This is a genomic window from Massilia sp. TWP1-3-3, from assembly GCF_049897805.1.
Taxonomy (GTDB): domain Bacteria; phylum Pseudomonadota; class Gammaproteobacteria; order Burkholderiales; family Burkholderiaceae_D; genus Telluria_A.
On sequence record NZ_JAFCWX010000031.1, the window covers coordinates 1 to 23,244 of the forward strand.

At 62.8% G+C, this 23,244-nt stretch carries 22 protein-coding genes; 11 read left to right on the plus strand and 11 right to left on the minus strand.

Annotation, left to right across the window (positions count from 1 at the left end; genetic code table 11):
- Positions 1-78: 78 nt before the first annotated feature.
- From ACP7D4_RS22930 to ACP7D4_RS22945, 4 genes are all read left to right on the plus strand, one after another.
- On the plus strand, positions 79-1,035 hold the full coding sequence (locus ACP7D4_RS22930; protein ID WP_426211507.1) for a DUF4424 family protein: 957 nt from the start codon (positions 79-81) through the stop codon (positions 1,033-1,035).
- A gap of 405 nt (positions 1,036-1,440) precedes the next feature.
- Positions 1,441-2,559, plus strand: coding sequence for an acyl-CoA dehydrogenase family protein (locus tag ACP7D4_RS22935; protein ID WP_426211509.1), 1,119 nt, complete (start codon positions 1,441-1,443; stop codon positions 2,557-2,559).
- A gap of 9 nt (positions 2,560-2,568) precedes the next feature.
- Positions 2,569-3,432 (plus strand): phosphate/phosphite/phosphonate ABC transporter substrate-binding protein, encoded by an 864-nt coding sequence (locus ACP7D4_RS22940; RefSeq protein WP_426211511.1) that lies wholly within the window; start codon positions 2,569-2,571, stop codon positions 3,430-3,432.
- Positions 3,410-4,612, plus strand: a complete 1,203-nt coding sequence (locus ACP7D4_RS22945; protein WP_426211512.1) for a ferritin-like domain-containing protein — start codon at positions 3,410-3,412, stop codon at positions 4,610-4,612. Before ACP7D4_RS22940 ends, ACP7D4_RS22945 begins: the two co-directional genes overlap by 23 nt.
- A 9-nt stretch (positions 4,613-4,621) precedes the next feature.
- Here the strand turns inward: ACP7D4_RS22945 and ACP7D4_RS22950 are convergent, their stop codons facing one another.
- The 3 genes from ACP7D4_RS22950 to ACP7D4_RS22960 form a co-directional block, all read right to left on the minus strand.
- Complete coding sequence (locus ACP7D4_RS22950; RefSeq protein ID WP_426211513.1) at positions 4,622-5,341, minus strand: hypothetical protein; 720 nt, start codon at positions 5,339-5,341, stop codon at positions 4,622-4,624.
- Between the two features lie 43 nt (positions 5,342-5,384).
- The gene (locus tag ACP7D4_RS22955) at positions 5,385-6,251 is read right to left on the minus strand and encodes a restriction endonuclease (RefSeq protein WP_426107693.1); all 867 of its coding nucleotides are present in this window, start codon (positions 6,249-6,251) and stop codon (positions 5,385-5,387) included.
- Between the two features lie 89 nt (positions 6,252-6,340).
- Positions 6,341-7,162 carry a surface-adhesin E family protein gene (locus ACP7D4_RS22960; protein WP_426211515.1) on the minus strand — a complete coding sequence of 274 codons (822 nt, stop codon included), beginning with the start codon at positions 7,160-7,162 and terminating at the stop codon, positions 6,341-6,343.
- A gap of 286 nt (positions 7,163-7,448) precedes the next feature.
- Between ACP7D4_RS22960 and ACP7D4_RS22965 the strand changes: the two genes are divergently transcribed.
- From ACP7D4_RS22965 to ACP7D4_RS22985, 5 genes are all read left to right on the plus strand, one after another.
- On the plus strand, positions 7,449-8,255 hold the full coding sequence (locus ACP7D4_RS22965; RefSeq protein ID WP_426211516.1) for a TorF family putative porin: 807 nt from the start codon (positions 7,449-7,451) through the stop codon (positions 8,253-8,255).
- 13 nt (positions 8,256-8,268) lie between these two features.
- On the plus strand, positions 8,269-8,679 hold the full coding sequence (locus ACP7D4_RS22970; RefSeq protein ID WP_426211517.1) for a hypothetical protein: 411 nt from the start codon (positions 8,269-8,271) through the stop codon (positions 8,677-8,679).
- Positions 8,680-8,757: 78 nt separating this feature from the next.
- A complete protein-coding gene (locus ACP7D4_RS22975; protein ID WP_426107697.1) occupies positions 8,758-9,240 on the plus strand; it encodes a PDC sensor domain-containing protein in 483 nt (160 codons plus the stop codon).
- Between the two features lie 15 nt (positions 9,241-9,255).
- On the plus strand, positions 9,256-10,035 hold the full coding sequence (locus tag ACP7D4_RS22980; protein ID WP_426211519.1) for a methyl-accepting chemotaxis protein: 780 nt from the start codon (positions 9,256-9,258) through the stop codon (positions 10,033-10,035).
- Positions 10,036-10,038: 3 nt separating this feature from the next.
- Positions 10,039-10,392 (plus strand): hypothetical protein, encoded by a 354-nt coding sequence (locus ACP7D4_RS22985; RefSeq protein ID WP_426211520.1) that lies wholly within the window; start codon positions 10,039-10,041, stop codon positions 10,390-10,392.
- A gap of 12 nt (positions 10,393-10,404) precedes the next feature.
- Here the strand turns inward: ACP7D4_RS22985 and ACP7D4_RS22990 are convergent, their stop codons facing one another.
- The 7 genes from ACP7D4_RS22990 to ACP7D4_RS23020 form a co-directional block, all read right to left on the minus strand.
- Positions 10,405-11,277 carry a hypothetical protein gene (locus ACP7D4_RS22990; protein ID WP_426211522.1) on the minus strand — a complete coding sequence of 291 codons (873 nt, stop codon included), beginning with the start codon at positions 11,275-11,277 and terminating at the stop codon, positions 10,405-10,407.
- A 59-nt stretch (positions 11,278-11,336) separates the two neighbouring features.
- Positions 11,337-11,816: a hypothetical protein gene (locus ACP7D4_RS22995; RefSeq protein ID WP_426211524.1), complete on the minus strand. Its 480-nt coding sequence runs from the start codon at positions 11,814-11,816 to the stop codon at positions 11,337-11,339.
- A 306-nt stretch (positions 11,817-12,122) separates the two neighbouring features.
- Positions 12,123-12,740, minus strand: coding sequence for a tetratricopeptide repeat protein (locus tag ACP7D4_RS23000; RefSeq protein WP_426211526.1), 618 nt, complete (start codon positions 12,738-12,740; stop codon positions 12,123-12,125).
- A gap of 95 nt (positions 12,741-12,835) precedes the next feature.
- Positions 12,836-14,935, minus strand: a complete 2,100-nt coding sequence (locus tag ACP7D4_RS23005) for a bifunctional 2',3'-cyclic-nucleotide 2'-phosphodiesterase/3'-nucleotidase (protein WP_426211527.1) — start codon at positions 14,933-14,935, stop codon at positions 12,836-12,838.
- 100 nt (positions 14,936-15,035) lie between these two features.
- Positions 15,036-16,022 (minus strand): DUF535 family protein, encoded by a 987-nt coding sequence (locus tag ACP7D4_RS23010; protein WP_426211528.1) that lies wholly within the window; start codon positions 16,020-16,022, stop codon positions 15,036-15,038.
- A gap of 156 nt (positions 16,023-16,178) precedes the next feature.
- Complete coding sequence (locus ACP7D4_RS23015) at positions 16,179-17,594, minus strand: heavy metal sensor histidine kinase (protein WP_426211530.1); 1,416 nt, start codon at positions 17,592-17,594, stop codon at positions 16,179-16,181.
- On the minus strand, positions 17,572-18,246 hold the full coding sequence (locus ACP7D4_RS23020) for a heavy metal response regulator transcription factor (protein WP_426107704.1): 675 nt from the start codon (positions 18,244-18,246) through the stop codon (positions 17,572-17,574). The genes ACP7D4_RS23015 and ACP7D4_RS23020 overlap by 23 nt, the downstream gene beginning before the upstream one ends.
- Positions 18,247-18,441: 195 nt before the next feature.
- Between ACP7D4_RS23020 and ACP7D4_RS23025 the strand changes: the two genes are divergently transcribed.
- Positions 18,442-19,275 carry a universal stress protein gene (locus tag ACP7D4_RS23025; protein WP_426211532.1) on the plus strand — a complete coding sequence of 278 codons (834 nt, stop codon included), beginning with the start codon at positions 18,442-18,444 and terminating at the stop codon, positions 19,273-19,275.
- 137 nt (positions 19,276-19,412) lie between these two features.
- Here the strand turns inward: ACP7D4_RS23025 and ACP7D4_RS23030 are convergent, their stop codons facing one another.
- A complete protein-coding gene (locus ACP7D4_RS23030; protein ID WP_426211534.1) occupies positions 19,413-19,931 on the minus strand; it encodes a TadE/TadG family type IV pilus assembly protein in 519 nt (172 codons plus the stop codon).
- A 216-nt stretch (positions 19,932-20,147) separates the two neighbouring features.
- Between ACP7D4_RS23030 and ACP7D4_RS23035 the strand changes: the two genes are divergently transcribed.
- Entirely contained in the window at positions 20,148-23,198 is a 3,051-nt protein-coding gene (locus ACP7D4_RS23035) for a PAS domain S-box protein (protein ID WP_426211536.1), read from the plus strand.
- The last annotated feature ends 46 nt before the right edge of the window (positions 23,199-23,244 follow it).

Genomic DNA, 23,244 nt, shown 5'->3' on the forward strand with positions numbered 1-23,244 from the left:
CCGGCCCCCGCTGCGACGATGCCAGCCGGTCACGAGCGGTCGCGTCGCGGCAGAGCGTCCGATTGACCATCAGATATCGTGACCATCAAGCCATCAAACATCTTGCACGCGCTCACCTGGCTCGTCTTGGCACAGCCGGCCGCGAGGAGCGCCGCATTGCCTCCTGCAACAAGTCCGGTCGCGCTCAAGAAGCAGGTCCTCGATGTTTCCGCCACCTGGATCGATAACCAGCTCGACTTCGTGAACGAGTCAAACGCCGAGGTGACGCAGCAGATGGTGTATGCGCTACCGCAGTACCGGTCCCGGCTCGGCTCAACAAGCAGGCTTGTCGAGCCGGGCTTCGACCCAGAAAAGCCGCGGTGGCACAGGTTTGCGGTCGAGGTTGATGGCAAACCGGTGCCGTTCCAGCGTACGGTGGATGCCATCTACCAAGGCCGCTCCATCAAGACGAAACTTCAGCAGCTCGGCCTGAACGAAGACCAGATTGCCTACGGTTCAGTCGAAAATTTCGGCGCGATCAAGCAGTTGAGCGCCGGCCAGGTGCGGCAGCTGGTCGCACTCGGCTTGATGACCGGCAAGCCCGACCGAACCAGCGGCGCTTACTGGAGCGTCAAGGTCAGTTATACCTGGCAGCAAAAGTTCCTCCCTCATCAGAGCGTCCATGTCGGCCACAAGTTTGCCCCCAATGTCGTGCGCGGACTGGACGAAGTGCCCCGGTTGGCCGGCTTTTCCGAAAAATACTGTGCCGATAAAAACTTTATCACGGGTTGGAACAAGCTGCGCACGCATTCAGGCAGGCCCGTCAACGCCTTCTTCGTGTCGCACCTGCTGGTCGGATCGCCATACCATGTGATCGAAGATTTCACGCTCAAGCTCCGCAAAAATTTTGCCGACGACCTGGTTACACTGTGCTTCCCCGGCAAGGTTAAAAAAATTGGGGAGATGCAATACCAGCTTCATCTGCAAAACTTCCGCCCGGTCCAGGATCTGGAAGTGTACTTCGGGGCTGGCGAGCTGGGCCGAGGGGCTGGATAGCCTTGATCACTGCCTCGATCTCGACCAAAGATCGTGCGCCCCGATCGCATGGCCGAGAATTTCGCCGTGCTCGAATGTGCGTAATTCCCGCAGCCCGCAGGGCGACTCTGCTAAACTGCGCCAACTCTTGTGTTTGATTTGTACCGGCCCGCCGTAGCGCCGATGTCACCGCCACCATGGTGCATCGGGTCCGACGGCCCGCGTGTGGCTGGTGCGAACGTCCGGCACGAGGGTATGTACCGTTTCCAAGCGCTGCCACGGGCAGGTCGAGCAGAACATAGAGAGGTGCGCCGTGTGGATCGGGCCAATTCCGGTCGTCCGCATGCGTGTCCGGCCTTGTGCGCCGCCAAGCCCCATCTGTATTGCTCACCTGCATGCCGCGCCCTCCATTGAACAAAGGGACCCATGCCATACCTGCAAACACTCGACCAGATTATCGCCGCCACCATCGCCCCGGCCGCAACTGCCCTTGACCGCGACGCGCAATTTCCCCGCGCCGCCATCGATGCGCTTGGCAAAGCCGGCTTGCTGGGCTTGATCAGCAGTACCGACGTGGGCGGGATGGGACTGGGCCTGCTTGAAGCGGCCGGCATGATCGAACGCATCGCCAAGGCTTGCCCGTCAACCGCGATGGTGGTCTGCATGCACCTGAGCGCCACCACCGTGCTTGAAAAAACCGGCAGCGAACAGGTACGGCGCGACATCGCCGCCGGGCGCCACCTGAGCACCCTGGCCTGGTCCGACACCGGCACCCGCAGTCACTTCTGGGCGCCGGCCGGCACTGCGCGCAACGTCGCCGACGCCATCGCCATCGACGCCAGCAAGACCATGGTCACGTCCGCGGGCGAAGCCGACTCGTACATCTGGTCGACCAAGCCGCTGGCGCACGAAGGCGCCAGCACCTTGTGGCTGGTCGACAGCAAGAGCGCCGGCCTGAGCGAAGTCAAACCGTTCGACGGCATGGGTTTGCGCGGCAACCGTTCCTCGCCGCTGATTGCCGACGCGGTGCGCGTGTCGGCGGCCAACATGCTCGGCGCCGACGGCGGCGGCTTCGACATCATGATCGGCAGCGTGCTGCCGGTATTTTCAGTGCTGATCGCCTCGTCCTCGCTCGGGCTGATGGAAGCGGTGCTGGAAGCGGGCTGCGCGCACGCCAGCGGCAGCAAGCTGGAACACCTGGGCAGCACGCTGGCCGAGCTGCCGACGATTCGCGCCTACCTCGCGCGCGCCCGGATCGAAGCGGACCAGGTGCGCACGCTGCGCGACGACACGCTCGCCGCGCTGGCGGCCAACCGTCCCGACGCGATGCTGCGCGTGATGCAGGTGAAAGCGGCAGCGGCCGAAGCGGCTTTGACCGTCACCGACACCGCCATGCGCGTGTGCGGCGGCGCGGCCTTTCGCAAGGACGTGGGCGTGGAGCGCTATTTCCGCGATGCGCGGGCAGCGTCGATCATGGCGCCAACGTCCGACGTGCTGTACGACTTCATCGGCAAGGCCATCTGCGGCATGCCGGTTTTCGGATAAGGGGGCGCGATGAACACACCACTGATGATGGGCGCGGTCGCCTACGCGCCCAAGGTCGTCACGATCTGGGAAGGCTTCAAGGCCTGGTTTCGCGAGAACGGCGTCGAATTCGACTACATCCTGTATTCCAACTATGAACGCCAGGTCGAGGCGCAATTCGACGGCAGCATCGCCCTGGCGTGGAATTCGCCGCTGGCGTGGGTGCGCGCCGAGCGCATGGCGCGCGCCAGGGGCCAGCAGGTGCGCGCGCTGGCCATGCGCGACAGCGATTGCGACCTCACCTCGGTGCTGGTTACGCGCGTGGACGCGGCCGGCGGCGCCGGTTCGCTTGACGCGCTGCGCGGCAAAGTGATCGGCTTTGGCGCCATCGATTCTCCGCAGGCCAATCTGATCCCGCTGGACTATCTGCGCCAGCACGGCATGCTGGCCGGGACCGGCTTTCAGGCGCGCCGCTTCGACGTTTTGGGCGGCAAGCACGGCGACCATATCGGCGGCGAGCGCGATGCGGCGCTGGCCCTGATGGCCGGCGAGATCGACGCCGCCTGGATGATCGACAGTAACCACATGGCGTTCTCGCGCGAGGGCGTGCTGCCGGCCGGCGCCACGCGCATCATCGCGCGCACTGCGCACTTCGATCACTGCAATTTCACCGTCAGTCCCGGCGCGCCGGAGGCGCAGGTCGCGCGTTTTGGCGAGTTGTTGATGGCGATGAGCTGGGACGATCCGGTCGTGCGCCCCTTGCTGGAACTGGAAGGCTTGCGCGCCTGGCTGCCGGGCCGCACCAGCGGCTACGACGCCCTGATACGCGCGGTTGACGATGAACGCTTTTACAGCCCGGAGGGCATCATCCTTGCAAGCGATTATCGATATTGAGGAACTCGGGTTTGATGCCGGCGCCCACATCCTGCTCAAGCATGGCCTGCAGGGCGTGGCGCCGGGCGCCGAACTGGCGGTCGTGGGCAGCGCCGCCGGCTGGCAGGACCAGCTGGCGACCTGGTGCCGCAACCAGGGGCACCAGTGGCGCACCGAGCAACGCGATGGCCGCATGCACGCGCTGGTACGGCGCGGCGACGCGCAGGCCGGACGCTGGCGCGGCGCCATGCACAGCGGGCATGCCGATCCGGCGCAAGATGGCGCCGTGGCGCCGCTGGCCCAGGCGCGCTGGGGCCTGGCCGCGCGCGGCGCCACCATCGAGGCGGGCGCGCCCGAGATGCACTTCCGGCTCAATCAAAAAAGCGAAGTATGGGTCGAGCGCGCCGCCGACCTGTACGCGCAGGCCGCCGCGCTGCAATGGAATCCGGCCACCGCCATCGACTGGGATGCGCAGTTTACGCTGCCCGACATGGTTGAAGATGCCGTGGTCCAGGTACTGACCTACATGATTGAAAATGAAGTGGCGGCGCTGGTGGTGCCGGCGCGCTTTTTGGGGCAGTTGCATCCGCACTTTCGCGAAGTGCAGGCGGTGCTGGCGATCCAGGTCGCCGACGAGGCGCGCCACATCGAGGTGTTCACCCGGCGCTTGCGCCTGAAGGGCAGGGAGCCGGCGCTGTCGACCGCGGGCGGGCAAAATTCGCTCAAGACGCTGCTCGACGAGCCGGATTTTTCGATTGCCGAATTTTTGCTGTCGGTACTGGGGGAGGGCACCTTCGTGAGCCTGCTGCATTTCCTGCACTTGCACGCGCCCGACCCGGTCACGCGCCAGATCGCCCGCCTGGCCGCGCGCGACGAGGCCCGGCACGTGGCCTTTGGCATGATGCACCTGCAGGGGCGCATCGAACAGGAACCGGCGTTTCGCACGCGCCTGGCCAATGCCGTGCAGACGCGCAACGATGCGTTGGCGGGCACCTCGGGGCTGAATGAAGCAGTGTTCGACGCGCTGATCTTGCTGGCGGCGGGGGCATTGACCCCGAGCGCGATTGCGGACGGCTACGCCAAGGTGCAGCAACTGATGGTCGACATGGCCGACGGGCGCCAGGCGCGGCTGGAAAAGCTAGGCTTCGACAAACACGCGGCGCAGCAGCTGTCGGCGCTGCACACGCGCAATTTCATGTAGGGGCGCGCCCTATCGCTTGCATCTTGCCACTTCTGCTTGGCGGTCACGGATATTCTGTTGGGCTTCAGCATTCCCACGGAGGTAGTAATTGCTGGCGTCGATGTCCAGCTTTCGCCTTGCGCGCTCGTCTGGACAGGGGATGACAAGCGGTGCACTGCGGGCCCCCGTGTCAATGCGAGTGACGATGTTATTCTGCGTGTAGACATAGATGATTCGCCCCGGCCGCTCAAAGATGAGTTGATCCATCGTTGAGGACGCTGAGACGCTGCTGTTGCTTCGTGCAGGGTTCCCAAGTGCATCGCGCAGCTCATCACGCGTCATTCCAACGAGCGCTTCTCGCCTCGATATTGCGTCGCGGACGTGTTCACGCTCTGCAAGTCTTGTCGCCTGCCTCTTGTAATCCTGTACGGTCGAGGACTCGTTGACCGGTGTAACTGAAGGCGCCCTAATGGCTCGCTGGTCTCCTGAATCACAGGCGGTATTCTGGTACGCCATCTTCCCGCCAGCTTGAGTGCAGCGAAAGATTTCGGCGTGCAAGGAAGGTAGCAAAAGTAGTAAGGGAATTAAAACGGTGGGTTTTAGCCATCGATCCACAATTTGCTTCGACATTTTTTCTCGTTTAGGGTGCGCAGTAACATGGTAACTTTTGTTTGCTTTTTTGGCAATACGCGAATTTTTACCAAACGCATCAGTTCCCTCCGCAACTAACACGACGGCTGGCGTCCTCACGGTTTAGTCAGCAGAAAACATGTGAACGGGCTGACCGAAAGCGCTAGCCTGGCAATGTTCCCTTGCACTTTGGATAGCCGCTGCAGCCCCAGAAACGCTGGCCGATCGTGGCGCCACGCTTGGCAACCCGCTGCACCATCTGTATCCCGCACACGGGGCAATGCGGGATGGTTCGGCTATGCTCGGGTGCTGGCGCGGCGCTGCGATTGGGCGACGTTGTTTCCAGCGGCATTGTCGGCGGACTTGCCGTCTGGATCATGCGCGCAAGGCAAGCGCCGTCGAGCAGTTGCACCTTGCGGCCATCGGCAAAGCGCCGGGCATCGGGAGTGAAGGTGCCGGACGTAATCACAAAACCGCCGGTCGCGCCGTGCGCCGCCATGACGCCGTACAGCTCGCGCACGACATTGACGCTGACCTTGATCGTGCGCCACTGCTTGCACTGGACGAAGAACGTCTCGTTATCCTTGTTGAGAACGAGATCGATGCCGCCGTCGGCACCGCCGCCGCCGCGCTCGCTTACCGCATAGCCTTGTTGCCGGAACCACTGGCCGACAACCAGCTCGAACTGCTGCCACGTCATCGCGTTCAGTGCGCTGACACCGTCACCTGCAGCGACATCGTTCAGCAGCGTTGCACGTTGCTGCGCGCGCCGCGCGGAAACGACTGCGCCAACCAGGCAGATGAACGGCAGCAGGTACTGGCCAAAGCCGGCGAGGGTGCGCAACATGATCGCAGCGGCCAGGTTGCCCATCTGGCTTGAAGTAAGTGGCCCGGTCGCCGTCGGGGCGCCGGCAAAGGCGTGCAGGACGAGGTAAAACACGGCGGCAAGGACGACGCCAACCCACCACGGAAAATGGGCTACGATGTCCATCGCGTCTTCGGCGGGACTGGTTTTTCTTTGGCGCGACATGACTAATTGTTTCCGGCTTGGCCCTGATGAGGAAATACCATCGCGCTGGCGAGGCTTGTAGTTGGATCCTAACGGGCCAAGCCCACCCCTTATTTGCTTGCCAAATACTGCTTGTATTTGCAAACCACGGCGAGCTGCGTTGCATTCAAACTCTGAGGGGTGACCGCTTTCATCTTCTCGAGCGCTAACTCTGATGGTTTCACCGACTGCACAATTTTTCCGCTGAAGTCTGCTGCCACAAAGGCTGTCATCGACAGTGGCAGCATTTGTCCTCTGGCGCAGTCATAGTCGGCGAGCGCCTCAATCGATTGATATGAGTACGACTTCGCGCCCGGGATCGCCAACAGTTTTGGCGCCGGGTAGGCGATGCGAACCGCTGCTCGTACCATATTGCCTTTTACGACAACGCTTGCCCGGTCGAGAAATGCCTCGAGGGATGTGGACTTTCCAGCCGAAATCCAGTCGGAAGGCGTGACTTTGGCGCCACCGTTGGCCGCTTCGCACGCTACATCGAGCTGAACTTCGCCGATGGTCTCCGGCACTACCGCATCCATTTTTTCGGCCCGCGTTTGGTCTGGCTCAATTGCGTCGACTGTGCCCCCCAGACCATTGGCTCCCGCAGTCAAAAATCCCTGGATGAGGGCAGATTCCCGGTTTTTGCAATGGTATTTTCGAAGGATGAGTTCGGACTGGTATTGAATCCCTGTCCGTGGCTCTTTTTTCGGTTCAGCGTAGGAAGTGCGAACCCACGCTCGAACCGCGCCATCCTTCACAAGCACACTCGATTTGTCGATGGACATCTCAAAATGCACGTTGTTGCGGACCAGTTCCCACTCTGAAGCGTGCGCACTGACAGCGCAACTTCCACCAATTGCCAGTACGAGCAGCGATTTCTTTACTTTCTTAATCATTTTGCATCCCCATAAAATCTTATCATAGCGCACCAATAAATTGATACAAAGCAATATTTGTTTTTTATTTGTACAGGCCGGTGAATCCCCACACGGCGGACATCGACGAAAAATCCGCAAAACAACATTTCACACAATTGCCCTGAGTTCGAGTGGACATGGCGCAATCAGGAAGTCTATTCTTCAGCGTGTAAATATCCATTTCGCATAACGGCATAGCCGGGCGGTTGCGCCATCGCTGCCGCAACGGCCCCGGCAAACTTGCCGTTTTTTTACCATGAGCACCATGCAATTGTTAATTATCAGCCTGGCATTCGCCGTTTGCCTTGCGCCTCTGACCTCTCCCCGTGCCCTTGCCGCAGAAGCCCCACCGGCTGGCGCCGCCGCGCCGGCCGTTGTGCTCAACGCCACACTGGCATCGCAATATGTGTCGCGTGGCCTGCGTCAGAGTTGGGGCAAGCCGGCGCTGCAGGTCGGTGCTGACTTCACCCATCCCAGCGGTTTCTCGGTTGGCACCTGGATGTCGTCGGTCAGCAACCGTTTCGTGGAAAACGGCACGGTCGAATGGGACTTGTACGGTGGCTACGCGGGCACGGCCGGCGAGATCGCCTACAGCGCGCAGCTCTACTATTATCTGTACCCGGGCGCCGCATATACCGATACCGCTAGCGCCACCGCGACCACCTACAATGATGGCGAGCTGGCGCTAGGCCTCGCTTACAAGTGGCTGTACGCGAAATACATGCCTACCTGCACAGCCGAATTTTTCGGCATCGCCAACGCCCGCGGCACCGCTTACCTGGACTTCGGCGCCAATGTCGACCTGGGTGATGGTCACACGCTGATGCTCCACATGGGCAATGGCCGGGTGGCGGGCAAGGGCAACGATATCTGGAACTGGTGCGATGCGAAAGTAGGCGTCAGCAAAACTTTTGCCAAGGGCTGGAGCGCCACCGCGGCGTACACGCGCGCCTGGGGCAAGACCGATGTCTATGACAGCTACACGCTCGGCAAACCGAATGGCGCCGGCGTGACCGAGTCGTCCAAAGTCGGCAAAGGCACGCTGCTGGTCTCCATCGCCAAGACGTTTTAAAAGGAATTTGAGCATGAAAAATCTACACGGCGACGCCAACACCGCCAACACCGCCAGCAGCGGTGTGCTGCGGCTGTCGCTCAACGCCAAGATCTGCGTCGCGGCAACCGCGCTCGTCGTGCTCAGCCTCGGGGTGACGGCGGCGGTGATCGGCGTCAAGAGCAGCGCCAGCGCCCAGTCCGCAGCAATGCAGCTGACCCGCACGACTGCGCGCGAAGTCGCCGGTGCCTTGCAAACGCGCATCGGCGCCACCCTGGCAACGGTGATCAGCGTCGGCGACATGGTGCACTCGACCAATACGGCCAAGCTTCCACTGCAGCGCGAGCAGATCAATGAAGTGATCAAGTCCACGCTGGTAGCTTCCGGCGACCTGGTCGGCGCATCCGTGTCCATGGAGCCGGACGCGCTCAATGGCAAGGATTGACAATTTGCCGACCAGAAACCGCTGCACGACGCGAGCGGACGCTTCATCCCTTACTGGTCGCGCGACAGCGCCGGCGCCATGCACGTCGAGCCGATGGTCTTTGGCTCCGCGCCCGGCGCCAACGACTGGTACGACATTCCCAAGCGCAATGGCAAGGTGTTCTTTTCCGAGCCGTTCGAGTATCCGATCGACGGCAAGCAAGTGCTGATTGCCTCGCTGGTGGCGCCGATCATGATCGGCGGCGTCTTTCACGGTGTGTCGGACGGCGACTTCATGCTCTCGCGCTTGACCAAGATTTTGGCTGAACAAAAGGTGATGGCGGGCGGCAAGTTAAGCCTCATTTCCAATGGCGGCGTGTATGCCAGCCACCCAAGCGCCGCGCTGCTCGGCAAGAAAGCGGCCGATATCCCGGCGGCCGGTCTGGAGCGGGTGCGCCAGGGCCAGACGTTCGAATTCGAGGACGCCCAGGGTTACCTGCACCTGCTGCAGCCCATGCACATTGATCCCGACATTGCGCCCTGGAGCGTGGATCTGAGCTTTCCGAAGGCCTTGGCCACCTAACCTGCGCGCGAACTGGTGCTCTACACGCTGATGGTGGCGCTGCTTTGCGCGCTGGCCACCGCCGGCATCCTGGTGATGCTGGTCAACCGGCTGACCCGGCCGCTGCGCGTTCTCGGCAAGGCCATGACCCCCATGTCCAGCGGCGACGCCGACCTGCGCGTGCGGCTGGAGGTCAATGGCAAGGATGAGCTGGCCGTGATCGGCAAAGGCTTCAACGATTTTGTCGCCAGGATTCACGCGGTGCTGCTGAGGGTGCAAGCGGGCGCGGCGAACGTGGCCGCATCGAGCGCCGAGATTGCACAGGGCAACAACGACCTGTCGGCGCGTACCGAACAGCAAGCCAGTTCGTTGGAAGAAACTGCCGCGTCGGTCGAACAGTTGACCGGCACCGTCAAGGAAAACGCCGGCAATGCGCGCCAGGCCAATGAGCTGGCGGCCTCGGCCCAGGAGGTGGCAAAAAAGAGCGGCGCGGTGGTGTCCAAGGTGATCGAAACGATGACGTCGATAAATGCATCGTTCAACAAGATCGTCGACATCATCAGCGTGATCGATGGCATTGCCTTTCAGGCCAACATCCTGGCCTTGAACGCGGCGGTTGAAGCGGCGCGGGCCGGCGAACAGGGGCGCGGCTTTGCCGTCGTGGCCGCCGAGGTGCGCAATCTGGCGCAGCGCAGCGCAGCGGCCGCCAAGGAAATCAAGGTGCTGATCGATGATTCAGTGAACAAGGTTGCCGTTGGCAGCAAGCTGGTCGACGAAGCGGGCCTGACCATGCAACTGGTGGTCGACAGCGTCTAGCGCGTGACCAGCATCATGGCCGAGATTACCGTGGCCACCGACGAACAGAGCCAGGGCATTGCCCAGGTCAACGAAGCGATCGGCCACATGGATGGCGTGACGCAGCAAAATGCCGCGCTGGTCGAGCAAGCCGCCGCCGCCGCCGAGAGCTTGCAAGACCAGGCCGCGCAGCTGGAGGAAGCGGTGAGCCTGTTCAAGCTGGGCGAGCAAGCGCAGGCCAACACCAGGCCGCAGACGCGTCCGGTGCCAGCGCCGGCGGCCCGGCAGCTGGGGACTCTGGGCGCTGGCCGTGCAACGAAGCCGGCAGCCAGACGGCCAGCGGCGCAGGCGCCCGAGGAGGATTGGGAACAGTTCTGAGCGGCCAGTCGTTCAGCTATGGCATGCCTGCTGGGCCAGGCGAGATCCCATTTGCATGCCTTCGGCCACGTCCGCCTCCGAAGGTTCTTCGTCAAACTGTGCGCGCAGCTGGCGCATGCTGCGCGGGTGTTTTGCCGCAAGGCCGTTGGCGGCGCTGTAGGCGATTGCCAGCTTTACATTGCGTTCGCCCAATTGCCCGGCGTCGTAGGCGGTTGACAGCAGGCTCAGCGCAAAGTGATCGCACTGCTGCGCTGCGCGCAGAAGATGGGCAAGCGCTTCTGCTTTCCACTGGCTGCGCGCGGGGTCATCCGCATCGCCTTCCGGTGTCTGTCCTGGGCCAGGTCGGTCCATGTAAAAATCGATCTGCGCGTCGCTCTTTCCAGCGGTCGCGGCAATGGACAGGAAACGCATGCGTTCTTGCACTTCAGCGGGAGAAATGTTGGTACAGACTGTCTTGATTGCATCGCGCTCAAGCATATCGATCTTGCGCTCGCTTTGGTCGGCATAGTCCGCCACCGGCTCTTCGAGGTTGGCGCAAATGGACAGCGCCTGATACACCGCGTACGCGGCCTCGCCATTTCCGACGCGCGCAGCGCTCGCATGCAAGGCAAGCCATTGCGCCACGCTCAGGCCGTTCAACGCGATCTGGCGGCCGTTGCGTCCAACGTAGCGCCGCTGCGCCTTGGACTGGGGTGGTGCCGCCAGCGTCCACTGGCGCGCAGCAGCGCTGGTGGAAAAAGGCGATGACAGCGGCGTGCCCGGGTAATCTGGTGACACAGTCACCGTCGCAGCTGCGGCTGGCGTATCGTTGGTGCACAGGTACAGCGTGCCGTAGCAGGCGGCAACGAGTATCAGCATTGCGGTGATGAATTGCGCTCGATTCATTGCCCTCTCCTGTGGCGCGCAGCCGTAGCGCGGCGCGCGCCTGTCATCTCACCGTGAAATTAGTTCCAGAGGTAGCAATAGTTCTGGCTGCGTTCCAGGTTGATGCCTGGCGTGCCATCGCTTGCCAGATGCTTCACCCAGCCGTTTGGCTTGGTCCGTGTGGGCGTCGCGTTGCAGTTGCTGTGCACCCAGTGAATGCCGGTGCCGCTGGTGTAAGTAGCACCGCACAATTCCAGGCGTTCGTTGACCCGAATTGCTGCCAGCGAGGCCGGCATGGCTTGCGCATTTTTGATGTAATCGACGGCGTACACATTGTCCATCGCAACGTCGTAGCTTTTGCCATCCTGGTCAGCGCGCAGGTAAAGGCGGGTGTGGGACAGCATCACGCCGTTGATCGACGAACCCGACGCATAGCGCGGTGCCGAGGTCACGGTGCCGGTGATGAATGAGCCGCCGTTCGCAGTGCACATGCTTTGTTCGCTTGCCGAGGCTGACAGGGCGGGCAATGACAACAGCAGGACAATCAAAGATTTCTTCAATTTTTTCTCCGGTGCTTGGTGGAAGACGCCACAAATAAAGCTGCGCAGTCTGCGGCGTTGCGGTCAGCGAAATTGCCGATCGACGGGGTAAGTGTAGTACCTAAAACCACCGCAAAAACAATGGTTTTACTTTATCAACATTTGTCGATGCGTTTACGCGACAAGCGCCCAAATGACATTTTCTCGTCATAAACGTGGTGTATCGATGGGCGCACAGTTTTCGTTTAGTGCGATCGCTTAGTGCGATCGCTTAGTGCGATTGCTCAGTGCGATCGTTCAGCGCCCTTTTGCCCCATCACTGCGCACTTAAAAATGATTCCAGTTGTTGTGGCGGTGCTCGTTCGCTTCCTTGAGCAAGTGCTGCGCGCGCAGTGCGTCTTTGGACGACTGCGCATCGCCGTGCTGCATGGTCAGCGCCAGTTCCTGCATCGCCGCCGGGTACTCGTGGTCGGCCGCCTGTTCCAGCCAGGCGCGCGCGCGTACCGGATCGGCTCTGCCGGCCTCGCCGTCGCGCAGCATATTCGCCAACAGAAACATCGCGTGCGCGTTGCCGCGTCCGGCTGCGCGGTTCAGCCACGCCATGGCCAGCGCCGGATCGCGCGCGACGCCGTCGCCATTGCGGGCCAGCAGGCCCAGCATGAGTGCCGCGCGCGCGTGTCCCAGTGCTGCTGCACGCGCGTACCATGGCCACGCCGCACCGGGCGCCGGGGGGATGTGCGTGCGCAGGGCGTCGCCCAGCGCACAGGCAGCCTCGGCATCGCCACTGTCTGCGGCCCTAAGCAGCCAGCGCATGCCGTCGGCCGCGCGGGCAGGGCGCTGCGCGTACAACAGCCCCAGCTCGCGCTGCGCCGCCACCGCTCCCTGTTCGGCCCATTGATGCAAGCGCCGCTCGGCGGCGGTTGATTGCTGTTGCGATGCCTGCATCGCGAACGCTTCAATGCGTGCTGCGCTCGGCGCCTGCGGCGCACAGCCGCCCGCCGCCAGGAGCGCTATCCACAGCACAGCGCAAGGGCCATGCCTCACTTGCTCAGGTCCACGGCATACTTGGCAAAGCCGCCACTATCGAGCGCGCCTTCGGCGACGATCGTGGTGATGCCACTGGCGCGTGCCAACGCCAGGTGGCCGGGGGCCGAACGCAGGGTCACCACACCTGCCGTCGCCACCTTGACGAAGCTCCAGCTGCGCGCGCTGCCATGCGTGGCCAGCGTGACCTTGCCGCTGGTCTTGCCAATTTGCCGCAAGTAACTGCTCACGATCGCCTGGTTCGCGTCGGGCGAGCGGATGATGGTCTTGGAACCGTCGATCCCGGGGACGTTGCCGCCGCCGCCTGCGCGGTAATCGTTGGTGGCCACGATAAAGTCATCCGTATCCAGCACGGCCTTGCCCAGGTAAGTCAGGTTGACGACGCGGCTGCCGCCCGGCTTGGTCACGTCAATCTGGTACTTGAGGGCATTGTTTTCGCCATAAAACACGTCGAAATTGTAGATTGTGCCGTAAGACGGTACCAGGTCCTGTTCACTCGCGAGCGCCGGGTTGATCTGTGCAAACTGTTTCGCGGACGCCTCAAGCCACGCTTTCAGGTCGGTGCCCTTGATCTTTACGGCTTGCAAATTGTTATTGCCGTACAAGTAGAGGTCGCCGGGGTTGCGCACCTGCAGGCCGACCGGTGCCGCCGCGCTGGCGCCGGGTGCCACATCGGTGAAGTCGGTCGGGCCGTTGCGCCCCGCCTTGAAGGGCGCGCTGCACGTGATCACGGGGATCGCCTTGTAGCTGGCCAATACCGGATCGGTGCTGGTGGCGATCATGTTTTTCACGTAGTCGAGCTGCGCCTGGTTGACCAATTCGATCGCGCTGACATCGCCCACCAGGGCGAAATAGGCCGACATTTCAAAGTCGGTGGACACGCCCAGTGGCTGCGCGGCATACGCCATGGCGGCGGCGTGCTCATTGGCGACGGTTGCGGCAATGGCGGCGTCGGCGCCGACGTTGGTGTTGCCATCGGTATATTTGAAGCCGCGCGCTTCAACCGTGGTCTTGGCTGGCTGGGTCACCCATTTGCCGCCCTGGTAAGCCATGGTCATCCTGATGATGCCAAGGCGCCGGCCCCAGCTTTGCGCCATGACGGTTGGCACGCCATTGACGAAGCCGTTGACGGCGTCGACACTGGCGGCGGCCGGAATGGCGGCGAGCGACGGGTCGAGGGCCGGGCCGCCGGCTTCCTTCGCTTTTGGAAAGATAAGGTGCGAGTGACCGATCAGCAAGGCGTCGATGCCGGTCTTGGCCAGGTGGTAGCTCTGGTTCTCCATTTTCGGGCTATACGGACTCATGTCCAGACCGCCGTGCGACAGGGCCACGACGACATCGGCGCCCTTGTTGCGCAGTTCGGGCACGTACTGGCGCGCCGCTTCCTGGGCGCCGCCGACGGCGAGCTTGCCGGCCAGGTTCTTCTGGTCCCATTCCAGGATCTGGGGCGGCACGAAACTCATGATGCCGATGTTGAACTTGACCTTCAGCTTGCCGCCGTCCGGGGCGGTCGCGTCGAAATCGCGCGCCAGCAGCGCGTAGGGGGCGAAGATCGGTTTCGCGCTAGCCACCCCAGTTACGTTGGACAATACGAGCGGGTAGGCCGGCGCGCCGCAAGCGCCAGCCGGTTTGCTCACGCCGGGGATGCCAAACTCGGTGTTGGTAACCTGGCTCAGGAACGGCAGGCCGTAATTGAATTCGTGATTGCCCATGCCGCCGCCGTCGAACTTGAGCGCGTTCATGGCTTTATGGATGGCTAAAGTCGCGCTGCACGGCACCGGCGTCGCTACTGCTTGCAGGTCGCCGAGCATGGTGCCTTGGATATTGTCGCCATTGTCGAGCAGTATATTGTTCGGGTTTTCGATGCGTGCGGCGTTAATCAGCGTGGCGGTGCGTTCGAGTCCGAGTGTGACGTCCGGCGTCAGCGCGTAGTAGTTGTAGCTCAGCACGTTAGCGTGCAGGTCGGTCGTTTCTAGCAGGGCAAACGTGACAGTTGTGCCTTCGGGAATGACTGGACCATGGTCCTTGGGGCTGCAAGCGGCCAGGCCTGCCGCCGCCAGGGCGACGATCCACGTTGATACTGGTTTCATTGGCATCCTTGTCGTTATGAGAACAAAGGCGCCACTCTAGTAGCCGATTGTGACCGTGCAATGACCGTGCAATGACGCTCAAGTACAGCTCCATTGGTGCAAGCAATCAGGCCAGTGCGCTGCAGGCAGCATCGGCCACGCTCACCAGCAAGTGGTGGCGCTTTTTCGCTTCCGAGCGCTTGCTGGACGCAATCTGCGTCAAGTCCGGCGGCGCCGGGGCCATGCAGGCCAGTGCGAAGTTGCCGTCGCTTTGGCGCAGCGCGCCAAGTTCGCGCCAACTAGTGTCATAGTCAGCCAGCACGCGGCCCTTGCGGATTTGTTGCAACATCACGCGGTTGGCGTTCCCAACCAGTACCAGCGAGTCACAGGCGAACGCGCTGCCAACTTGTTGTATCAGGCGCATCAGCAAGGTGTGCGGACGCAGGCCATGCCAGTCGCGTGTTGCCAGCCGGATCCGCTCGCGCGCATCGGGCGCGCGGCCGCCTTGCAGGCATCCCACGGCAAGCTGATGGTGCTGCCCCGCGCGCATCACCGTAAAGGCGACGGAAAAAATGACGGCGGCACTGTCGCACAGTTGCAAGACCAGTTCGCCCTCGCGTTCCATGCACGTGATGGCGACCAGTTCGAGCCGGTAGTCCAGACCCGATTTTCCGGTAAATCGGGTCAGCACGCGTGGTGCTTGCGCGGCGAGCGCCACGAGCGCGCCGAGCTGGCGCTGCACGATGAAATCGTAGTGCGCACACAGTGCGGCCACGCGTTGCGGGCAATCGAGTCCGCGAAACAGGTACGGGCGGTAGATTTTCTTCAGGATCGCCGGCTGCGCGCCGGCCAGTTGCGCCAGGAACAGCGACGAATTCCAGTAGCTCAGCCACGTACGCGTCGCGCGCCAATTGAAGGCGACCCTGGCGCCAAGCTTGAGCAGTTCGCGCAAGTATGGCAAGCCGGGGGGCGCGCTCGACAAGCTCGCATCCCACGCAATGACGGGAAGCGACAGCGCTATGTTTTTCTCGACGGTGCCGCCGCACACTGCGCCGGGCGCCGCTGATGGGGCGGTGGAAGGGCCAATCATGCTCGTAGGTAGGGCTTGGTTCACGCGATGTCCTGTGGTCAGTGCAGCGAGCGGCCGTCGTGGCCGCCCTCGGGCAAGCGCGGGCGCGAGCTGTACTCATGCTCGGCAGGCCGGCGTGCACCAAACCAGAATCATGGCATATTGACATGGCGGGAGCATGACCCGAAGCTGACCGTTTGGTCAGGTTGGGTTGGCGGCGACGCCCGGAAAGACCAAGCGCGCCACGGTGCCGCGCCCCGCCACGCTGCTGAGCGAAGCGCTGCCCCCATGCAGTTGCATAATGGATTGGACGATGGCCAGGCCCAGGCCTGCGCCGGCGCCATGGCCGGAACGGGCATGGTCGGCGCGATACAGGCGGTCGAAAACGTAAGGCAAGTCTTTGGCGGCGATGCCTTCGCCGTTATCGCTGACCGTGATCTGCGCGCCATGTCCGGACAGCGCTTCGAGCGCGATGCTGATGCGCCCGCCAGAGGGCGTATGGCGCAGCGCATTGATGATCAGATTGGCCAGCGCGCGCCGCAGCAAGCCTGGATCGGCGGCCAGCACGGCAGCGCCACTGATGTCAAGCGCGGTTTCCTGCTCATCGGCAAGCGCCTGGTAAAAAGCGCATACACTGCCGACTTCGTCTTCAAGCACCAGTGTTTGCTTGTCCGCGAACGACTCGGGCGAATCGGTGCGGGCCAGGAACAGCAAGGCGTCGACCATGCGCATCAGGCGCGCGTATTCTTCAGTGGCCGAAACGATGCATTCGCGGTAATCGTCGCCCGAACGCGTTTTTGACAGCGCCAGCTCGGCCTCGCCGCGCAGGATGTGCAGGGGCGTGCGCAACTCATGGGCGATATCAGCGGAAAAACGCGAGACGCGCGCAAACGAATTGTCCAGGCGTGCCAGCAACTGGTCGAAATTGGCCGCCAGGGGACCGAGTTCGCGCGGCCAGCCATCGTCTGCAATGCGGCGGCACAGGTGCGCGGCGCCCAGTTCGTCGATGATGGCCGCCAGGCGCGATACCGGCTCCAGGCTGCGCCGCGCGATCAGGTGGCCGCCAACGATGGCGACCCCCAGCGCGGCCGCCAGTACGCTCAACATGATGCGCTGGTAGGACTTGAGCGTTTGTTCCTCGTCGCTGCGGTCGATCGCCACCTGCACCGTAAAGCCGGACCCGGCGCGCACGCGCGAATACATCACGCGAAATACGGCGTCGCCTCGCCTCCAGTCCCGGCCGCGGTCAGGCTTGCCCGAAACGGCATCCAACGCGGCCGCCGAATTGCCCGTCAAATTGCCGCCCTGCGCCGCCGTTTCCATCAATTGCTTGCCTTCGGCATCCAGGACCCGCATGGACGAGCCGGGCAGCATCACCGTGTCGCGATGCAGCCCCGCCGCGTTGCTCGGGTGCAGCGTCAACAAACGGCTGATGTCGGCGATCTGGCCCGTGAGCCACTGGTCGTCGTCGCGCCGCAGGCAGTCGGCCAGCACCAGATACAACATGGTGCCGGCCGCCGCCACCAGCAGCAAGCTGAGCACGGCATACCAGAGCGTCAGCCGAAAGGCGATCGAGCCGCGCCGGCCGGCGCCGTCAAGGCCTGGCCTCGAGGACATAGCCGACTCCCCGCAATGTGTGAATCAGTTTGCGCTCGCTGGGGTCGTCGACCTTCCTGCGCAAGCGGCGCACGGCCACATCGACGACATTGCTGTCGCCGTCAAAACTGATGTCCCAGATCTGTTCGGCCAGCCGGGTCCGCGTCAACACCTCGCCGGCATGGCGCAGCAGGTATTCGAGCAAGCGGTATTCCTGCGGCGCCAGGTCCAGCAGCTGGCCAGCGCGGGTCGCCTTGTGCCGGACCAGGTCCATGTCCAAATCGTCCAGGCACAGCATGTCGGCCTGGCGCGCCGGACCGCGGCGCGCGGCATTGCGTACCCGGGCGTGCAGTTCGGAAAAGGCAAACGGCTTGATCAGGTAATCGTCGGCGCCCAGGTCCAGGCCCTTGACCCGATTGGCGACCGCATCCAGCGCGCTGAGCAGGATGACCGGTTGGCGCGGCTTGCGATGCTTGATATGCGCCAATACCGCCCAGCCGTCTTGCCCCGGCAGCATCACGTCGAGGACGATGATGTCGTAAGCGCCGCCCAGGGCCAGGTCGAGGCCTTCCACGCCATCGACGGCGACGTCGACCACGTAACCTTCCTCCATGAAGCCGCGCTTGACGAACATGGCGGTCTTCGGTTCATCCTCGATGATCAATATCTTCATAGCTTCCCCGAACGGCACCGTTTGCACAGGCGTATTCTCGCAGAAAAGTCGCGCCCGACTGCCATTGGTCTTTGCATCGGCCGGGCCAGACCCGATTCTGGTCAGCATGGTCGGCGAATTTGATGCACATCATGGATGCTTTTGTAACAAAAGCTGTACATTTTGCTGTGATCAAAACTCAGTGAGGTGCTTGCAATGTACAAGACTATTCTGGTTCATGTCGACCAATCGCCCCGTTCGGCCGTGCGTACCGATATCGCCGCGCGCCTGGCCGCGCTGCACGACGCCCACTTGGTGGGGGGCGCCGTCACGGGCCTGGCTTCCTATCTGTTTCCACAAACCGGGCTCGATCCTGGCACGCCTGCCATTGCGTTTCCGATCGCCGAACTGCATGCCGAAGCCGACCGCGTCCTCGACCTGTTCGACCAGCGCGCCAGCCGGGCTGGCGTGAACTCCTTCGAACGGCGCCGCATTGACGACGAGGCGGGGGCGGGCATCAGCACGCATGCGCGCTATTGCGACCTGGTCGTCATCAGCCAGTCGGCCTACGATGAATTCACGCCCCGCCTGCGCACCGATTTCCCGGAGTACGTGGTGCTCAACTGCGCGCGGCCGGTGCTGGTCGTGCCGGCCAAGGGCGCCATTGGCGAGGTGGGCACGCGCATCACGGTGGCATGGAACGGCAGCAGCAATGCGGTGCGCGCGATCACCAGCGCCATTCCCATGCTGCAGCGCGCGCAAGCGGTGAATTTGGTGGTGTTGAACTCAGAAGGAGGCGACCAGCACGGCGACACGCCCGGTGCCGACATCGCCCTGTATCTCGCGCGCCATGGCATCCGGGTTGACGTCACCGCCGCCCAGGCCAGCGGCGACGCCGGCGAATCATTGCTGTCGCTGGCGGCGGACCAGGGCGCCGACCTGATCGTCATGGGCGCTTACGGGCATTCCCGCTTCAGCGAGATCCTGCTTGGCGGGGCCAGCCGGACCGCCTTGCTCACGTCCCCGATACCGCTGTGGATGGCGCACTAGGCGCAACGGCACGCTGGAATGCAAAACAACCCGCACGCTCGGCCGAGACGGCGGGTTGTTTTAAGGTTTTTCAAACTTGTTGAACGCAACTGCGTGAACGCAACTGCGTGAATGCAACTGCGTGAATGCAACTGCGCCTACTGGGTAGTTGGTGATCCAACGTAGGGAACATTCATCTCCGCTGTCACCAAAACCCCTTGATCGCCAACGATGCGCCACGTACTGTCGCTGAAAAATTCGTCAAACATGAGCATCTGGACGGTGACACGGATATTCTTGGGCTGTTGCGGTCCGCAGGGGAAACCGTTACACGACACGCCGACATAGACGGGGGAGTCCATCCCGGGCCTGAGCTCAGCTAATTCGATGGTGGCAATTTCCTTGGCAATGGCCACGTTGGCGCCGAACATCGATTGATTCCAAACCTCGTAGGCTGGCACGCGCGCCAGGTACAAGGCGGCATCATGCGCCGCCTTTTGCGCTACCGAGTAATGCATCAGTACGCGAGAGATAAAAATCGGCAACGCGAGCAGTAGCAGGAGGACGGGCAGGATAATGCCGAACTCAATCGCCGCAACGCCGGCCTGGCGCCGCCTTGAGACCGGCTTATCTCCGGGGGGCAGGCGTTTCCCCGTCAGGTGCAATGTATCAGTCATGTTCTACGCTCCCGTTTCCTTGGCGCTGCCAAGGTTTTGTCAAGTGTCACATCGATTGTAGGGGGCGGCCAAAGATCGAGATTGATCGAAGCCAATGATTGCAAGGCCGAAAATGAAGCGATGGGATGCCGCAAGCGCACGTGTGAAACAATACGTATCGTTGTTTGTTGGCAATAGGGGCTACAATCGAACTCACATCAGCCAAGGCGGTAAGCCATGTCCTCACCTTCTCCGAACGTCGAACGCGATCGCCTGGAAGCGCTGCACGCGACCGGCATGCTCGACACGCCGCCGGAAGAGCGGTTCGACCGCATCACCCGGCTTGCCGCGCAGTTTTTTGACGTGCCCATCTGCCTGGTGTCGTTGATCGATGAAGATCGGCAATGGTTCAAGTCGCGCTACGGGCTGGCCGAGAGGCAAACGGCCCGTTCCGACGCGTTTTGCGCGCACGCCGTCGAAAAACGCGAGCTGATCGTGGTGGAAGATGCGCAGCTCGACCCGCGCTTTGTGCACAATGTGCTGGTCACCGGCGCCCCGCTGATCCGCTTTTACGCCGGTCAGCCGGTCTTTGGCGTGGACGGCCACGCGCTCGGCACGCTGTGCATCATCGACAGCAAGCCGCGCCAGTTGACCGTCGCGCAGATTGCCGCCTTGCGCGACTTCGCGCTGCTGGTGCAAGAAGAATTCACCAAGGCCGCCGTCGCCGAATACGCGCTGCTGCGCAGCAAGGCGCTGCTCGCGTCCGAGGCCAAGTTCCAGGCCACGTTCGAGCAGGCGGCAGTGGGCATCGCCCACGTCGGGCTGGACGGCGCCCTGTTGCACGTGAATCGCAAGTTCGGCGAGATCGTCGGCTATCCCGAGGGTGCCCTGCGTCAACTGACGTTTCAGGACCTGACTCACCCCGACGACTTGCCCATCGATATGCAGTTGCTCAACGAAACCTTGGCCGGCGCGCGCCAGTGGTACTCGATCGAAAAACGCTATATTCACCGCCAGGGCCATTTTGTCTGGATCAACCTGACCGTCGCCCTGCGCCGCGACGAGCACGGCGCGCCCGACTATTTTATTTCGGTCATCGAAGACATCGGGCAAAAGAAGCACAGCGAACTGGCGCTGCATCGTCTCAACGACGAACTGGAAAGCCGGGTTGCGGCGCGCACCGCCGAACTGGAAACGAGCCTGGCCGAACTTGGCTGCGAAGTCGCGCAGCGCATTAGCGTGGCGGCGAGCCTGCGCCGCAGCGAAGAGCACAACCACACCATTCTGGAGGCGTCGCACGACGCCTTTATCGGCATCGACAGCAACGGCATCGTCAACAACTGGAACCGCGCCGCCGAGTTGATGTTCGGCTGGAGCGCCGACGAAGCGATGGGAATCGACCTGGCCGCCACCATCATCCCGCCCGAATACCACCAGGCGCACGGCGCGGGCCTGAAGCGGTTCTTGCAGACCGGGCAAGGGGACAACGTCAACCAGCGCCTGGAGTTGCTGGCGCTGACCAAGCGCGGCGTCGTCATCCCGGTGGAGATGACGATCAGCGCCTACAAGGTCAACGACCAGGTATTCTTCAGCGCCTTTCTGCACGATATCACCGAGCGGCGCGACGCCGCCGCCGCGCTCGAGCAAAAGCAAGCCTTGCTCGACGCCGTACTCGACGCGGTCGACGTTGGCGTACTGGCCTGCGATGCGCAAGGTGAACTGACCCTGTTCAACCGGGCGGCGGCGCAGTTTCACGGCCTGGCGCCAGGCGCGGCCGGCACCACGGCTTGGGCCGCGGTGGCGCGCAATATATACCGGGCCGACGGCAGCACGCCGCTGGCGCGCGAGGAATTGCCGCTGTACCGGGCGCTGGCCGGCGAGAGCGTGGCCAATGCGGAGATCACCATCGTGCGCGAGGGCGAGGCGGCGCGCTTTCTGTTTGCCAGCGGGCAGCGCCTGCTCAGTTCCAGCGGCCAGAGTATGGGCGCGGTGGTCGCCGTCAAGGATGTCACGGCCCTGAAAAACGCCGAGACGCTACGGGCAACCAATGAAAGCCGGCTGCGCGGCATCACCGAGAACCTGCCGTCGCTGATCGGCCATATCGACAAGGATGAGCGCTTCCTGTTCCTGAACGGGCATGCCTTGCGCTTTTACGGCAAGACCGCCGACGAACTGATCGGCAAGGAAGTGCGCACCCTGTATGGCGCTGCCGAGTATGGCGCCGTCAAACCCTACATCGATCAGGCGAAAGCGGGCGCCAAGGCCTCGTTTGAAAGCCAGATGGTGGTGGGCGGCAAGGTCCGGCACTTTTCCGCCGTGTATATCCCTGAAACTGGCGGCCAGCCGGGCGCGCGCGGCTTTTACGCCATGGCAATGGACATTACGGCGCGCAAGAACAGTGAAATCACCCAGGCCGAAAGCGAAGAGCGCCTGCGTACCATCACCGACAACTTGCCGGTATTGATCGCCTACATCGACAGCGACGAAGTCTACCGCTTTGCCAATGCCACGCATGCCAAGTGGTACGGCATCGCGCCGCAGGATATGCTGGGCAAATCCGTGATGGCGGTATTCGGCGCCGAACGCTACGCCGCCGTCAAGCCTTATTTGACGCGCCTGATGGCGGGCGAAGCCACGCAGTACGAGGCCACCGATGCCAGTGCCGCTCCGGTGCGCACCAGCCTGTTGGCCGGCATTCCGCACCTGAAGGACGGGCGCGTCGTCGGCGCTTACCTGATGACCACCGATATCAGCGCCGCCAAGCAGTACGAGGCCCAGCTTCAATTGCTCGCCAGGTCCGATCCCTTGACGGGACTGCCCAACCGGCGCAGCTATGAAGAACGCTTGCGCGAGGCGGCGCTGCGTGGCGTGCGCTCGGGCCGCGCGCTGGCGCTGATGTTCCTCGATATCGATTACTTCAAGCAGATCAACGACACGCTGGGCCACGCCGGGGGCGACGAGGTACTCAGAGAGTTCGCGCACCGCCTGCGCGCGGCGGTGCGTTCGACCGACACCGTGTGCCGTCTGGCCGGGGACGAATTCACGATCATCCTCGAAGGCGTGCTCGAGCTGTCCGAAGCGATTCCCGTGGCCGAGAAAATCCTCGCCGCCGTGCGCGCGCCGTTTTACGCCGAGGGCAGCTTTCGCACCGTCACCGCCAGCATTGGCTTGTCGTGCCAGGGTGCGGACGAGATCGACACGGCCGCGCTGGCGCGCGATGCCGACGCCGCCCTGTACCTGGCCAAAGCGGCGGGGCGCAACCGGTACGCCATTGCCCCTGTGGCGTGATGCCGTAACGCTGCGCGTGGCTGTCCTATCGCAAACGCGCCAGCAA